13 protein-coding genes are annotated in these 15,168 nt (G+C 66.4%); 5 read left to right on the forward strand and 8 right to left on the reverse strand.

The features are described 5' to 3' along the window. Nucleotides 1-100: 100 nt before the first annotated feature. Nucleotides 101-967, reverse strand: coding sequence for a DUF2382 domain-containing protein (locus AC4D14_RS17710; RefSeq protein WP_490903993.1), 867 nt, complete (start codon nt 965-967; stop codon nt 101-103). A gap of 1,183 nt (nt 968-2,150) precedes the next feature. Between AC4D14_RS17710 and AC4D14_RS17715 the strand changes: the two genes are divergently transcribed. Continuing rightward, on the forward strand, nt 2,151-2,537 hold the full coding sequence (locus tag AC4D14_RS17715; RefSeq protein WP_490903994.1) for a VOC family protein: 387 nt from the start codon (nt 2,151-2,153) through the stop codon (nt 2,535-2,537). Between the two features lie 190 nt (nt 2,538-2,727). Beyond that, nucleotides 2,728-3,480 (forward strand): hypothetical protein, encoded by a 753-nt coding sequence (locus tag AC4D14_RS17720; protein ID WP_490903995.1) that lies wholly within the window; start codon nt 2,728-2,730, stop codon nt 3,478-3,480. A gap of 215 nt (nt 3,481-3,695) precedes the next feature. Here AC4D14_RS17720 and AC4D14_RS17725 read toward each other — a convergent pair whose 3' ends face one another. Both AC4D14_RS17725 and AC4D14_RS17730 read right to left on the reverse strand, forming a co-directional pair. Then, nucleotides 3,696-4,298 (reverse strand): hypothetical protein, encoded by a 603-nt coding sequence (locus AC4D14_RS17725; protein WP_490903996.1) that lies wholly within the window; start codon nt 4,296-4,298, stop codon nt 3,696-3,698. Between the two features lie 230 nt (nt 4,299-4,528). Next, nucleotides 4,529-4,690, reverse strand: coding sequence for an ATP-binding protein (locus AC4D14_RS17730; protein WP_490903997.1), 162 nt, complete (start codon nt 4,688-4,690; stop codon nt 4,529-4,531). A gap of 371 nt (nt 4,691-5,061) precedes the next feature. Here AC4D14_RS17730 and AC4D14_RS17735 point away from each other — a divergent pair, with 371 nt between their 5' ends. Then, complete coding sequence (locus tag AC4D14_RS17735) at nt 5,062-5,754, forward strand: 4'-phosphopantetheinyl transferase family protein (protein ID WP_490903998.1); 693 nt, start codon at nt 5,062-5,064, stop codon at nt 5,752-5,754. 138 nt (nt 5,755-5,892) lie between these two features. Here AC4D14_RS17735 and AC4D14_RS17740 read toward each other — a convergent pair whose 3' ends face one another. Then, nucleotides 5,893-7,260, reverse strand: coding sequence for a M1 family metallopeptidase (locus AC4D14_RS17740; RefSeq protein WP_490903999.1), 1,368 nt, complete (start codon nt 7,258-7,260; stop codon nt 5,893-5,895). A 41-nt stretch (nt 7,261-7,301) separates the two neighbouring features. Continuing rightward, nucleotides 7,302-11,234 carry a Pls/PosA family non-ribosomal peptide synthetase gene (locus AC4D14_RS17745; RefSeq protein ID WP_490904000.1) on the reverse strand — a complete coding sequence of 1,311 codons (3,933 nt, stop codon included), beginning with the start codon at nt 11,232-11,234 and terminating at the stop codon, nt 7,302-7,304. A gap of 170 nt (nt 11,235-11,404) precedes the next feature. Here AC4D14_RS17745 and AC4D14_RS17750 point away from each other — a divergent pair, with 170 nt between their 5' ends. Further along, a complete protein-coding gene (locus AC4D14_RS17750; protein ID WP_490904001.1) occupies nt 11,405-11,917 on the forward strand; it encodes a hypothetical protein in 513 nt (170 codons plus the stop codon). Between the two features lie 45 nt (nt 11,918-11,962). Here the strand turns inward: AC4D14_RS17750 and AC4D14_RS17755 are convergent, their stop codons facing one another. Both AC4D14_RS17755 and AC4D14_RS17760 read right to left on the reverse strand, forming a co-directional pair. Beyond that, nucleotides 11,963-13,483 carry a CYTH and CHAD domain-containing protein gene (locus AC4D14_RS17755; protein ID WP_490904002.1) on the reverse strand — a complete coding sequence of 507 codons (1,521 nt, stop codon included), beginning with the start codon at nt 13,481-13,483 and terminating at the stop codon, nt 11,963-11,965. 75 nt (nt 13,484-13,558) lie between these two features. Further along, complete coding sequence (locus AC4D14_RS17760; RefSeq protein WP_490904003.1) at nt 13,559-13,852, reverse strand: three-helix bundle dimerization domain-containing protein; 294 nt, start codon at nt 13,850-13,852, stop codon at nt 13,559-13,561. A gap of 162 nt (nt 13,853-14,014) precedes the next feature. Here AC4D14_RS17760 and AC4D14_RS17765 point away from each other — a divergent pair, with 162 nt between their 5' ends. Then, nucleotides 14,015-14,335, forward strand: coding sequence for a hypothetical protein (locus AC4D14_RS17765; RefSeq protein ID WP_490904004.1), 321 nt, complete (start codon nt 14,015-14,017; stop codon nt 14,333-14,335). Nucleotides 14,336-14,556: 221 nt separating this feature from the next. Here AC4D14_RS17765 and AC4D14_RS17770 read toward each other — a convergent pair whose 3' ends face one another. Beyond that, a complete protein-coding gene (locus tag AC4D14_RS17770; RefSeq protein WP_490904005.1) occupies nt 14,557-15,135 on the reverse strand; it encodes a TetR/AcrR family transcriptional regulator in 579 nt (192 codons plus the stop codon). Nucleotides 15,136-15,168 lie beyond the last annotated feature (33 nt).

Genomic DNA, 15,168 nt, shown 5'->3' on the forward strand with positions numbered 1-15,168 from the left:
GACGGACATGTTTGTGTCGCGCCCTTCGAAAGACCGTACGCCGGTGCGTAAAGGGAACTTCCCCGGGAGCCGGTGACGGCTCCCGGCGGGGTTCGGTCAACTAGCGGCGGTCGGTCTTGCCTGGCTTGTCCGCGTCCAGCATCTCGATCTTTTCCTTACGGATTTCACCGGAGACGGTTTCCTGGGCCTGGACAGTTTCCTTATCCAGGCGCACCCGCTCAACGGGAACGGCTTCCTTGTCGATGACGACTTTCTCCTCATGGAGGATGACTTCGTGCTCCTCCTCGCTGATCGCGGGCCCGTCCATGGCGTCGCCCCGGTTGGCATCGGTGATGGGTTCGCGCTCAATGCGGACCTCTTCGCGCCGGACCGGAACCGTCTTGGTGACGTTTTCGGTCACCACGTACTTGCGCAGGCGCACCCTGCCGGCTTCCCGGGTTTCGGTTCCGACCCGGAGCCGTTCCTCAGAGCGGGTCATCGCTTCATCGGTGGTCGGTCCGGAGGTGTCATAACCCACCGTGCTCCCGTCAGCCGAGCGGTCGACCCGCTCATCGCCGTGCTGGAAACCGGGCTCATAGCCGGTGGTGTTCTTGCCGGTTCCCGAGACGGGGGGCGCCGTTGTGGTGTTCGGGGTGGTGTTCTGATGTCCGCCGGCCAGACCGTAGTGCCGGTACAGGGTGTCTTCTTCCTCGGGGCTGAGCGCACCGTCCGCTTCAATTCGCGGTGCACCCTTGACCTGGTCCTTGCTGTAGCGGACCTTGACATCTTTGCCGTCGGCGTTGGCGCCCTCAAGGGGAACGAAGGACTCGGAGGTACCAAAGAGCCCCGTCTTCGCCGTGACCCAATTTGGATCCCCGGTCTGGTCATCCAGGTAGATCTGGCCGATGGAACCGATCTTGGTGCCCTGAACGTCAACAACGTTGCCGCCCTTAGACAGGATGGTGTCGAGATTCTGCTGGGTGATCATGGTTTTTCCTTACATTGTGATTGTAATGAAGGTGGATCGGTGGAACAACGGGTACCTCAAGAGCTAAGAAACTCATTGCAACCCTGACTCGCCGGGGCTTATTACCGTGGTGCCGGGGCCGCTATTGGTACGCCGGCCGATTGCTTGACTGTCACGAACAACTGATTATCAGCATGCTTACTACTCTGACCGCAGTGGCAGTCAAACGCAACTTCTGATTCTTTGGAGTGCGGTCGCGGATTTGTGCACCGGCACCGGCAGAATCCGCCGCACCGGTACGGGAGCACACCGTGTCGGATCTCAGGCTGCCCCTGCTAACTCGGGGCAGGAACCGTGGGGCTGCCTGGCGTGTTTCTCACATGTCGGGCGTGGGCGGAGAATTTCGACAAGGTCCGCCCGTATTCCGTCCAGGAGACGTGCATCGGATCGGCCGCACCCTGCATGGACAGGGTGCGGACCTCCTCCGCAGGACGAAGTAAACCTAACGGACCGTGCGCATTTTCATATCCAGTGCACCATCGGGCATCGGTCGTCACCAGCGAACGCCGACGAGCCTCGATCAGCCTCCCGTCCTCCCTTGTTACATGCTCCTATGGAGTGGCGCACCGCGTCGAGGCGGCGGAACAACTTAGGGCACCTGAGTTCCCAGCTTGCTCCGCTTCCGGATTTGTCTCTGTGCGTGCTCTCTAGGGCGGTGTTGGGTCTAGGGCAGACGCTCTTCGGATGGGCGCTGCGCGCCTGGATTCCTTGACGGCTGCGCCGTTCCTTTCGGCAGACCAGCCTACTGCCTGCTCCCCTCTGGGCAAGTCTGCGCCGGGGGCTTTCGCGGCATATCCTCACTCGCTTTGCTCCCTCCGGTATTCCACGGACCCCCGGACTTCGGCTGGCCCATTCACCCCGCAGCCAGACGAGGCACTTCGTGCCGAAAGGCACGGTGACCAAAACCAAAACCCTCGACCCGCGCCCGGATCCAGGTTCGGGCCGTCCGGGATCGATGCTCACCGGTGTCCCTGCTCCGCCCTCGGTTTCTTGGCCAGCTCAGATTGAGGTCTTCCACGTGGTCGGTGAGGCTCCTGCATGGGCAGCGTGTTGAACCGGCGGGGGTTGACGCTTACGCTGGGGCCCATGACCGCCGGGCTGGGTTGGGGGCGCCTCCTGTAAACCGGACGGGACGGGAGGCTTCATGGAACGGGTGACGGGATTCGGTGGAGTGTTTGTGACCGCCGCGGACCCTGGCGGGCTCGCCCAGTGGTACAGCGACATGCTCGGTGTCGATGCTCCACCGCAGTCCTACGATGCAATGCCCTGGTGGCAGGAGGCCGGGCCCACGATCTTCGCAGTGATGCCGCCGGACTCGGAGGACGTGGGTGGCAAGGGCCATTCGTGGGCGTTGAATTTCCGGGTGGCCGACCTTGATGCGATGGTCGCCCAACTGCGCCGCGCCGGCGTGTGGGTGGAGATGGACCGGGAGGAATATCCAAACGGCCGGTTTGCGTCTCTGCGCGATCCGGAGTGCAACCTCGTTCAGTTGTGGCAGCCCGGCGGCGCGGGGGCCGCCGGGAGCAGTTGACCGGCGGGGCGCCGCACCGGCCCGACGGTCGGCGCGGTACCGCGGCCGATGTTGGTTCAGGGGGTAATTTCGTGCTGGGCGGCTTCGGCCAGGGCCCGGAGCATCTGTCGGTCTTCCGCGGAAAAGGTGCGGGGGTTTTGATCGATGATGCAGAGAGTGCCGATGGTCCAGCCGCCGGGCCCGGTGAGGGGTGGCCGGCGTAGAAGCGGATGTGGGGCTCGCCCAGGACAAGGGGATTGGCTTTAAACCGTGCATCTTCCAGCGTGTCGTTATTGATCAGCGGGCCGGCGCTGCGGATGGTTTCGTTGCAGAAGGAGATTTCCCGGGCGATGTTTTGGCCCACCGGGCCGGTAACGGATTTGAGGAACTGCCGGCAGCCCGCAATCAGCGCCACGACGGCGGAGCTGACACCGAAGTGTTCCCTCGCCCGCCGGGTGATCGAATCGAAGCGTTCCTCCGCCGGAGTGTCCACCAGCCCGGTCCGTTCAACGGCGCGCATCCGTTGCGTTTCGGCTTCCGCGGCGGTGAGGAACGCCGCACCCGCGGCGCGGAGGTCCAGCGGCCCCTGCGGCGGCTCCGCCGGCGTCAATCCGTCGGCGGCCCTTTCCCGGGGTGCCGCAGGGCGGTCGATGCTGTAGGGGACGCGGAGCTCCGAGGCGGTGTCTTCAAGCATTTCGTTCAGCGCATGGGCGAGGATGTCGCGCTCGAGTGCGGTCAGGACCTGCAACCCCAGCAGGTAGGCCTCGATCTCCAGCTGCGAGCCGGACCCGCCCATTGCGAAGTATTCAACCCAAAGCTCCGCCGGTTCCAGCCCGAGGCGGGCGGCCGTGGCGATAATGTATTCCTGCTGTGTCCGTTCATCCACGGTGAGACCTCGAACCGGGTTCGCGGGACCACACATTTCCGCAGAAGCGGAACAGTTGAATCCCCGGGTAGCCATTAGTCAGCATGCTTACAAATAAGGCTAGCGGAGGGTGGTCCGGTGCGGGAAATCAAAACAAGGTTGCCGGAAAAGGCGGATTCGTGCGGGGCGATCGGTCCTGAAGGGCGGCACCGGGCGTGTCTTCGGTCCTCCGAGGAGGGCATATAGGGAAAGCAGGCCGGCGTGGTGCCTACGCGGGCAGCGCTGGACGGCCGGGCGCTGCGGCGAAGCTGCCGTCAGCGCTGGGCAACCATGTTCGCGTATTGGGGGTAGTCGGCAAGGAACGCTTGAACCTGGGGGCAGCGCACGGTAAGTGCCAGGCGGCGACGGTGCACGTTGAGGATGACGTGGTGAAGCAGCGATGGCTGCACCATCGTGTCCAAGGTGCGGAAGGGCTGCTGCACAACAGTCTGCACCAGCACGAGCTGACCTGCATGGAGGTCATACCTGACGTATCCTGCCAGCGCGCCGCGGCTGTACAGCTCGAACCGGGACAGGAGTTGGTTGTCGCGGAACGCGAAGGGTGAACCCGTCGTGGGCCGTGGCACCATCGGGACCGCTTCCCTCCGGACGGCCGCCGGCGGGGCGACTGTCCGGCTGTGCAGCGCATCGCGCAGGGCCTCGTACTGCGCTCTGGCCTGCCGGGGCGGATGGGCGGCCTCGAGGAGTGCGTAGGTCCGGTCGCACAGCTCGCGCAACTGCCGGTAGTCCAACCCGGCCGCCCCGTCCGCGCCCGTTTTCGCGGACTGGCCCGCAGTACCGGCGGCTAACGGTTGCGGGGATCCGCGGGCCTCGGTGGGGGCTCTGGAAACCGCGCCTGTCTCTGCGGGTTTAGTCATGGTCACCCCCAAATTCGATACTCCCCGACCGTATGTCAAGCCTTGTGCTGGAGTTTAGGCGGAATTGCGGCAGCGCAACAGTTGACGTGGTGGCGTCCGGGGGCGCGTTCCCCGTGCCCAGCCGTCGTGTTACTCCCCGTGACCAGGCCTCGGTGGCCGGCCGCGTCTGCGGTCGGGGATCCCGATCCACCGTGGCGGGTCGACGGTTCCCGAGAATCCGGATAAATCTTCTATGCACGGGATCCGAGGTCGACGGTAACGGTGGTGCCGCCACCCGGGGCGTCGGTGATCGTCAGGCTGCCCTCGTGGGCGGCGGCGACGCGCGCGCTGGTGGCGAGCCCGATCCCGGTTCCCGGGGGTCGCTCTCGCGGTGGAGGCGGACCAGGGCTCAAGGGCCCGGTCCCGGTCCGCGGCGGGAATGCTCATGCCGTGATCGATCACCCGCAGGGTTTGGGTGCCGCCGATCCGGGAGAACGCGAGCTCGTCCTCCACGGTGGCGAGCATCCGGCCGGCACTTCCCCGGATGATGCGAACACTCGGACCTGACCGCGCCGGTCGACTTCCGGCACGCGGATCATCACCTTCAGCCGCGGCTGGCCTGCGCACAGTGCGGGGACCCGGTTGAGCCGGGCAGCGTCTCGGCCCGATCCAATCTCGGCCTGTGGAACGGCGATGCCCCGTTGGGCCGTTACCCGTGGGAACGGACGGGCGGCGCCTGACAGGTCCCCTGACTCAGCCGCCGATGAGCGGCGGGCCGGCAAATGTGGATGAGGCTTCACCCACGTCATCCCTGATTTCAAACGTCGTACCGGCCGGTGTCATCGCTGAGGAGGCCTTCACCGACGCATCCACGGTGGAGCTCTATCCGGAGGAGGAAGCGGTTCTCGAAAATGCCCTAAATGAGCGGCCCCGCGAATTTGCGACGGTTCGGCTCTGTGCCCGCAGGGCTCTTTCCCGCCTCGGCATTCAGCCCGGCCCGCTCCTGCCGGGAGTGCAGCGTGCACCGCTCTGGCCCGTCGGCGTGGTCGGAAGCATGACCCATTGTGAGGGGTACCGGGCTGCGGCTGTCGGCCGCGTCCCTTCCATCGCCTCTGTCGGAATTGACACCGAACCACACATGCCTTTGCCCGGCGGCGTGCTGGGGGTGATAGCCCGTGAGGAAGAGAGAAGCGCGATCGCCTCCCTCTCGGCGTCACGTCCGGCCATTGCCTGGGACCGGCTCCTCTTCAGCGCGAAGGAGAGCGTGTTCAAGGCATGGTTCCCTTTGACCGGACAATGGCTCGATTTCACCGACTGCGCAATAACATTGCAGCCCGATGGGTTCACCTTCACCGCAGCCCTTCGGGTCCCGGGGCCGGTGGTGAGGGGAAGACGGCGCAATACTTTCCCCGGGCGATGGTCGAGTTCCGAAGCGCTGGGCCGCGGCCATCTCGGAACGGCCGATATCGTCCGGTGACGCCGGCTTCTACCGGTTCCGGAGTGCGGGCGGGGTCCGGGCACCTGGCTGCGGTCGTTGAAAAGACCTGCTCACACGGCGGTATTGACCGCGGGGCCGTGAGGTGAATACCGGCCGGATCGTACTCAGAGGAGCGCTTCAAGGTGCGGGCAGCGGCAGCCGGTACAGCCATGGAGTGAGGATGGTGCGGGCAGCGAAGCCCGGGACGGCACCACAGATCCGGTCGGCGGTGACGCACAGGTCACGGGTTGTCACTGATCCGAAGCGGTGTTCCTCGGTCCAGGCCCGTAGGAAACTGAAGAACGGCCCGTCCCCGGCGGCCCGGCGGAGGGCGTGGACCGCGAGGGCGCCCCGTTTGTAGACCCGGTCATCGAACATGCTCTCCGGTCCCGGGTCGCCCACCATGAGGTCCTGCGGGCTTACCGACAGCCCGCGCCATGCGGCCCGGGCCCGGTCTGCTGCCGTGGAGTTTCCGGATGCCTCGGACCAAAGCCACTCCGCGTAGCAGGCGAATCCTTCGTGGAGCCAGATGTCGGCCCATGTGGTGGCGGTCAGTGAATTCCCGAACCATTGGTGGGCCAGTTCATGGGCAATGAGGCGCTGGGATTCCCAGTCCTGGGTGAGGTGGTTGGGTCCAAAGACGGACAGGGACTGGGCTTCGAGCGGGATTTCGAGCTCGTCACCGGCCACGACGACGGTGTAGGTGGGGAACGGATAGGGTCCAAACCAGCTCTGGAAGCGTTCCATCATCTGCCCCTGGCGCGCGAGGGCGGTCTGGGCTTTGGCCATGAGGGCCGGCGGTGCGCCCAGGTACTGAAGGACAGGCCGGGGCCCGTCCCGCCGGCCTGCCCGGTGGTCCGTCGTATCGGCGGAGAACATCAGGGTCCGCAGGTCATAGCGGCCGATCTGGACGGTCGCGAGGTAACTGGCCATGGGTTCCGGCTGGTCGAAAACCCAGGTTTCGCGGCTGGCTTTTGCGGAGTGGGAGACCAGGACGCCGTTGCAGATGACCCGGTAGTTGGCGTCGGTGGTAATCGTGTATCCGAAGCTGGCTTTCTGGCCCGGATGATCGTTGCAGGGGAACCAGGATGCCGCACCGGTGGGTTGCCCGGCCACCAGGACCCCGTCGGTGAGTTCTTCCCAACCGACCTCGCCCCAGTTCCCGAGCAGGGGTGCAGGGGTACCGCCGTAGCGGATGTCGAGGCTGAACCAGGTGCCGGCGGGCAGGGGCCGCTCCGGGGTGATGATCAGCTGAGTGCCGCGGTGAACGAACCGTTTTACGCGCTGCCCGGCGAACCGGATCTTCTGCACGCGGAGCCCGGCGAGGTTCAGGACAACCGTATCGAGTGTGATGGATGCCTGCGCGGTGATGGTGGCGTGGCCGGCGAGCCGGTTGGTACTGACCCGGTAGTCAAGGTCCAGCTCATAGCGGGAGACCCGGTAGTCCCGGCTTCCGTGTCCGGGCGTGTAGGAATCAGCAGGACCGTGGGCAGCGGTGGCTGGCATGCTCGTGGTTCCCTCAGTGGGCGCGGGCCGGCCCTCCGGGGTCACCGTGCGAGGGCTTTCGAGGCGGGGGTGGTGGGCGGCTCAGTGCCTGGCGGGGCGGTCCAGGGGCTGACCGGGTTGCCAATCCAGTAGCTTCCGGCAGGAACGGTTTCGCCGCGCATGACCAGGGAAGCCGGGCCCACGGTGGCCCCGGCACCTATCCGGGCGGCTGGCAGGATCACCCCGTGCGGGCCCATGGTGGCCCCGTGGTCGAGGGTGACGGTGTCAATGCTCATGACCCTGTCGTGGAAGAGGTGGGTCTGGATGACGCACCCGCGGTTGACGGTCGAGTTCGCGCCCAGTCTGACGAGGTCCGCTTCCGGGAGCCAATAGCTTTCACACCAGGCGCCCGGCCCGATCCGGGCACCGAGTGCCCGAAGCCACCACACCAGGGCGGGGGTGCCGGCGGCGGCCCGGGCAAACCAGGGTGCGGTGACCATCTCGACGAAGGTGTCAACGACCTCGTTGCGCCAGATGAACGAACTCCACAGCGGATGTTCTCCCGGGCGGATCCGTCCCACCAAAAGCCATTTCGCCGCGACCGAACTCCCCGCAGCGACACCGCCGGCGCCCAGGATCACCACGGTTCCGAGCAGCAACGCGGCGGGGTACCCGTTCCACGCAGCGATCAGGTCAAGGACGGCGAGGATGCCGGCGGCGATGGCGGTGGTCAGGATGACCGGGACCACCCGGCCCAGCTCCCAGCAGGAGCGGTAGATTTTCAGCCGCAGCGAAGGGTTGAAGGTCAGGCTCTGGTCCATGTCCATCCGGGCCCGGCGCAGCCGGACCGGCGGACTGCCCAGCCAGGATGTTCCGGCCTTGGCCTTGACCGGTGTTGCGGACAGGACGGCGACCAGGGAGTTTTTCGGGACGCTGCGTCCGGCCCCGGTCATGCCGGAATTGCCGAGGAAGGCCCGTTTCCCGATCCTGGCCGGGCCGATCTTCATCCAGCCGCCACCGAGTTCGTAGGAGCCAATTCTGGTGTCATCGGCCAGGAACGCGCCGTCTCCAACCGTGGTCATGGACGGCAGGAGGAGCACGGTTGATGCTTCGACGTTCCGGCCCACCGTGGCTCCGAGGAGCCGCAGCCAGACCGGGGTGAATAGGCTGGCGTAGAGCGGAAAGAGCAGGTCCCGTGCGAGGTCAAGGAGGCGTTCGGTGGCCCAAACCCGCCAGCCGGTGAGGCTGCGGACCCGGTAGTGGCCAGGCGCAAGGTTGCGCCCAAGGAGCCGGACAATGGCTGCGATGAGGATCATGTTGGACAGGAACCAGATGAGCGCCGCCACCGGAACCGCCCACAGCAGCACGGGCCACGAGGACCAGACCGAGTCCTGGCCGCCGATGGCACCGGCCACGAACGCGGCTCCTGCAGCGGCGGACAGATAGGGGACGGTGGCCAGCAGCGCCGATGCGAGGGCGTAGGCGGGGAACCAGAACCTTGTACCGGGCCGTCCCGGCAACGGGGCGGGCCACTCGTGCTGTGCTTTGCCGAGGCGTTGTGCCGGTGAACCGGCAAACCGCTGGTCGGCCTTGACCTTGCCCGTGACCGCCGAGCCGGGGGCAACTTCCGCGCCTGCTCCGATCCTCGTGCCGGGCATCAGGGTGCTGCGCGAGCCTACGGTGGCGCCCGGACCGACCCGGATGTCTCCAATGTGAACCAGGTCTCCGTCGATCCACCACCCGGAGAGGTCCACTTCGGGCTCAATCGAACATCCCGCACCCAGGCTCAGCATCCCTGTCACGGGAGGCACGGAATGCAGGTCGACGTCCTTGCCGATCTTCACCCCGAGCGCACGCGCGTAGTAGGGGATCCAGGGCGCCCCGCCAAGGCTGACTGCGCCCGACAGGTCAGAGATTTGTTCGACCAGCCATAACCTCAGGTGGACCTTCCCGGAGCGCGGATAACTGCCGGGCGTGACGCCGCGCAGCAGGACCCGGGCCACCCCGGCCGAGACGGCCATCCGTCCCCACGGGCTCACGAAGACGGCCCAGGAGGCAAGCACCCACCACCAGGACACGACGGGGGCCAGCCGCAGCACCCCCAAAGATGCGAGAAGGTTGTTAATGGCCATCAGATACGTCAGCCACCGCATGGATACCAGCAGCTGCAGTGGTATTCCAGCCAGAATTTGGAATATCTGGGACTTCACCGCGGTGGGCTTGACGGTGCGTTCCGTCCCGGCGGCGGTTTCGTCGCCGCCCTCCGGGTCGGACAGGCGGGCCAGTTCCGCGAGGGCGCCGAGCCGGGGGCGGGCGTAGATGTCCGCGACCGTGATGGTCGGGTAGCGCACGCGCAGGGCCGAGACGAGCCTGGCCGCGGCCAGGCTCGCTCCGCCGTGGGCGAAGAAGTCGGCGTCCAGGCTTTCCGGCGCCGAGCCCAGAATGTCGGCCCATTGCTGCGCGATCCATGCTGTCCGCTGATCCAGGTTCAGGGCCGGAGCGGAGTCCCCGGAAAGAGTCGAGTGCAGCGGCCAGGGCAGGGCGTTCCGGTCGACCTTTCCGCTGGTCTTGACCGGAAGGGATCCAACGGTGGTCAGCAGGGGGATCAGCGCCGCCGGCAGCACATCCGCCAGCAGTTCCCGCGCACGGGCCAGATCCGGGGCGGTGCCCGGGGCCGGCGCCAGGTAGCCGATGAGGACCTGGTTGCCTGCGGCCGTGGTCTGCACCGCGGCCGCGGCGCCGTGGATGCCGGCCAGGGTCTGGAGGGCGGCGTCTATTTCACCCAGTTCGATCCGGCGCCCGCCGAGTTTGACCTGGTCGTCAGCGCGCCCGAGGAAGACAAGGCCTTCCTTTTCGTAGCGGACCAGGTCACCGCTGCGGTACGCCCGGGTCCAGCCCAAGGTGGCCATGGGCGCGTATTTCTCCGCGTCCTTGGCCGCATCGAGGTACCTGGCCAGGCCCACACCTCCGATGATCAGTTCCCCGCTCTCCCCCTCCACCACGGGGATCCCGTCCGGGTCGACGACCGCCAGGTCCCAGCCGTCCAGTGGCAGCCCGATCCTCACCGGTCCCGCCCCGTCCACTCGGGCGGCGCACGCCACCACCGTCGCCTCGGTGGGCCCGTAGGTGTTCCAGACCTCGCGTTCCTCCACCGCGAGGCGGGCGGCCAGGTCCGGCGGGCAGGCCTCGCCGCCGAAGATCAGCAGCCGGACCGCTTCAAGCGACTCGGCCGGCCAGAGCCCGGCAAGGGTGGGAACGGTGGAGACGATGGTGATGCCGTTGGTGATCAGCCACGGACCCAAGTCCATTCCCGTCCGGACCAGGGACCGCGGGGCCGGGACCAGGCAGGCTCCGTTGCGCCAGGCCAGCCACATCTCCTCGCAGGAAGCATCGAACGCCACGGACAGCCCGGCCAATACCCTGTCGGAGGTGTTCACGGGTTCATCCGGCAGGAACAGGCGCGCTTCGGCGTCCACAAAGGCCGACGCGGAGCGGTGAGTGACCGCCACCCCCTTCGGGGTGCCGGTGGATCCGGACGTGAAAATCACCCACGCGTCATCGTCCGGGGTTGCCTGGCGGGGCGCGGGAAAGGGCCGGACACGGTCCGGGGCGGTGATGATCTCACCTGCGCGCACGACCCCGGCAACCCCTGCCTCCTCGAACACCAGGCGGGCACGCTCGTCCGGATCATCGGCGTCGACCGGAACGTAGGCCGCACCGACATACAGGATGGCCAGGATGGCCACATACAACTCATTTGTGCCGGAAGGGATCCGGACACCGACCTTGTCTCCGGCACCGATACCGGCCCCATGCAGCGCCGTGGCATGGCGCTGCACCTCGGTGAGGAGCTCCGCGTAACTGAGCGAGGTATCTCCGTCATCCAGGGCGGATGAGTCAGGAAAGCGTTTTACGGTTTCCCTCAGCACGTGGATGAGGGTGCGTGGCGGAGCCGCATGGGCAGCGCGGGCCAGCTGCGGACGGAGGGCTCTCACGGTCCCATTCTGTCCGAGGACGGGCCGGGGCGGCTAATCGCCACGGGGTATGTCCCCCGCCCGGCACTATTGTGTCGCAGCCCCGGTGCAGTTCCGCCCCGGGCCGCAGGAGCCTTCTCCCGTCGGATAGGGGTGGTAGGGACGCGGAACACCGCGGGTAGGATCGGGCCATGCATAACCCCGGCCCAGAGGAGTTGAAGCGCCGGCTGGAGCTGCTCGCGCCGTTCCTCCGGGATTTTGGCATTTCAATTCACGAAATGTACGCGGGCGCGGGGATCCTCACGGCCCTGCCCGATCCCGTTTTCCCTGTCGCTGACGCCCGCTTCCGCCGCACGGCCGGTGTATTGCGGTATCACCCGCAGGGTCCAATCTATTTCACCATCAGTCGGTCGGCGCAGCTGGAGCTCGGCGGCCCCGGCGCCGGCATCCCCCTAGCGGAGGCCCTCATCGGCTACGTGCAGCTGGCCCGCGGACAGGATCTTGAGGACGCCGGGGTAGGGCAAGGGGCGACGGAATGGTATCCGCCGCCGCGTCTTGTTCTGGACCCCGACACCTCCCGGCTTTACATCGCGGCCATCAGCCGGACGCATCAGACCCGGTCCCGGCACGTCTTTGTGCCGTTGGAGCAATACCTCCAGGATCGGGCGCAGTTGTTTGTCGAAGCCTTCCGGGCCGTGCTCTGAAGTCAGGGCCGGCCCAGTTCCTAGGCGTTCCTTCTTCGGTGACCGCTATTTCTTCAGGGAAGGGGGGCGGAAGCTCTTCCATTCGCGGCGGAACTTGACCTCGATTTCACTGGCGAGGGATTGTTCAAGGGCGTGGAGACGGCCAAAGCTGAAGCCGTTTTCGCCCTGCAGAAAGGCATCAACACCGAGGCGGCGCAGCAGGTCGCGGGTGACGACGCTGTCTTGATGGTCACCGAGGATTTTCTGTACGCCATGGGCGGCGTCGGCCAGCTGCGCGGCCCGCCCCGGGTTGACCGGAGCGGCCGCTTCGGCGGCGTAACGCAGGCGTTTGGCTTTCTTGCGTGCCTGGTGCAGGGCCGTATCGCCGCCGGTTCCGGCCGGATGCTCATGTGCCTTCCGGACTGCCTTGCGCAGCCGTTTGACGTCGCGCCTGACCAGCCTTGGAACCACCTTGTGTGCGCGTCCTGACGCCAGCGGCGTCAGGGCCGGGGCGGCCAACAGGGATTCGAGCGCGTCAAGCAGGCGGAAATACCGTTGGCCGTTCAGTGCCTCGACCACCCCGGTGTGTGCCTTTTGGTAGTCGGCTCCGAGCTGCAGATCGATTCTGCGGGTGACAGGACCCATGACCAGTTCGACGGGTTCGGCAGCGACCAGGTCCTTGAGCCGTTCATGCATGACTTCGGCGTCCCGGGCTTCACCGAGCAGGCCGGCCAGCCACTTCAGCCCCTGGCGCAGGCGATTCACCGCATCGGTGTCCTCCAGCAGTCCACCGTAGGTCGCCAGCACCGAGCGCATGCGCCGGGTGGCGACCCTCATCTGGTGGATCGCGTCGTGGGCGTCCAGCCGCACACGGGGATCCTGATCCTTCAGCGCCTGCACCTGCTCGCGAAGGTATGCGAGAAGGACGTCGGCCGCGGAAGCCCCGGGTTCGGGGGCCGGCGGAGCCTTGGTGCCGGGGTTCAGGCGTGGGCCAAGGGCACGTGCCAGCTTGGAACCATGACCGGCCGGCCGGACGCCGGCGGCGGCAAGAAGCTCCTGCCCGGCGTCGAGCAGTTCCCGGGATCCGTCAACGAGTTCGAACTCCCACTCCCGCCAGTGCTGTGCTGATCCTTTCGGGGCGAGCGTCTGCGCCTCAACCCGGTCATCACTGAACTCGGCCAGGACGCCGTCGTCTTCGCCTCGGAGGCGGTACACGGTGCGCCGGGTCAGCAGCCGCACCACCGGAACCAGTACTGTGTCCCTGATATGGACGCGGATCAATCGCAGCAGCGGTTCTGGGACGCCATCGGTCACCTCTCCCAACGGCTCGCGGTACTCACGCCGTTCATCCGCGGCCAGGGGAAGCTTCAAATGCCAGCCTGCGTCGCCGCCGCCGGTCCGGCGCCGCAACGTGATGCGCCCCGAGGCCAGGACCAGATCCTCGGTGTCGAAGTACGTGGCCTCAAGCCGGTATTCCACCAGCGGGTCGACCCGGGCAACACCGGGCAGGTTCAGCAGAGGCGGGACCGCGGTCCCGTCCCCGACGTCGTACTTTTGCTCTATTTCCACCATCGACGTGGAATCCATAGCCGGAGCTTATCTCCGCCACGGCGGAAACTTCAGAAACACGATATGCCCGTGGCGGATCGGCTGCCTGGGGCATCAAAGCTTGCTTGGCGACCGCGGACCCGTTAGCAGAGGTCCGGCGCGCCGTCGTCGTACCGTGAGCCGGCGGCAGGTCAGGTTTCGGGCACTGTGCTCGACTCGGATCGCGATGTAGGTGCGCACCCGTCCTCCGTCCAGGGAGTCGCACTCCTCCTCGAAAATGACCTCGACCTGCGGATGCGGGGCGTCTGGGCAGCGGGCCCCAAGCGGCCCAAAAGGTGCATGACAGTAATCCCTGAGTGACAGATAGGTACGAAGCTGCCGGACGGTTGCGGGTGTTCCGCGCGGCACCCGGATTCGGTGACGGGAGGCCTTCAGATGTCCGGGTCGGCGCGTGTCCGTTCCCGGTCGCGCTTCACAGCACCCTCCATTACGTGAAAATTGACCGGGATGTTCACGGGACTTTCATGCTGCGCCAACCGGTCGGACACCGCGGGAGCTTAGGCTCGGAAAATGAATCCGGATATCGACCTGAGTGAGGTACACGCACTGTCTGTTCTTCGTGCGGATAGTCCGCTGCGTGAACGTCAGATACTCATGCTGCAGCAGAGCCTTTACAACGCGCGCGTTCGCACCCGTCCCGAACTTGCCAGGGTAATTGAGGTATGCACCGGCCGCTCTATCACCTCGTTACGGGAGATACGTCAGAGTGAACTGCGTCCAATCCTGCGTCACGTCCAGACCATGATGGACAGGGTCGATGTTGATCCTCAAGGCATCCTCGCTTCCGTTCCTGCGCGCGATCGTACCTTCGAGGCGCACACCCCGGGATAGTGATAGAAGGACGACGGCGGAGAAGCAAGCCGGGAATCAGGTTCCACCATGCGACGCTCAGGTCACAAGAAGCCGGCGGCGCACACCACTCCTCAACTTTGATAGCAGTCAATGCTGTGGGTGCCCGGGCAGGCTTCCGGCATGCTGGGCGTAGCCCGGCGTGGAATGTACCGATGAATCAGATGGCTTACGTCCGGACGTGATGCTGCCAGCGCCTGTAGCTAGCGGTCGCTGGTGCCGCTGAACAGCGTTGCGAGGAGAACGCGCGCGTGACGGTCCGGGGCGAGAGGCTGACCGAGTACTCCCTGCGCAAGCGCCGGGACGCCGAAGGGCAGCATGCCGGCGAGCAGAAGTAGTAGCAGGAACTCGTCGTCGTCTACGTCGGGCAGGGCACCGCAGGCTCGTAATCGTGCTGCGACAGGGGCCACGGCGGCCCGTGCGCTGTTGAGACTTCCGAGGAGGTAGTCGAGGCGATCGCTAGGGACTGAGCCCTCGTGCACGAGGAGCCGCGCAATGTCGGGCTGGCGTGCGCACGCGCTAATAAAGCCTTCGATGAAGGCTGCCGTGTCCGGCTCACAGCGGCTTTCGGTTTCGGTGCGCGTGATGGCGTCGGCCAGCGGCTGGATGGTCGCTGCGAACTCCGCGTCCGCGGCGTCCACGACGGCTTGCCAGACGCCTTGCTTCGAACCGAAGTGATGACGCACCAGGCCGTGGGTGACGCCTGCGGCCTCCGCAATCTCACGGGTGCCGACAGCGTCGACGCCGCGCTGGGCGAAGAGGGTACGGGCTGCTACTACCAACCGCGCTCTGGTTTCCGCGGCCACCGCATCGGG

Source organism: Arthrobacter sp. TJ-254 (assembly GCF_058269175.1).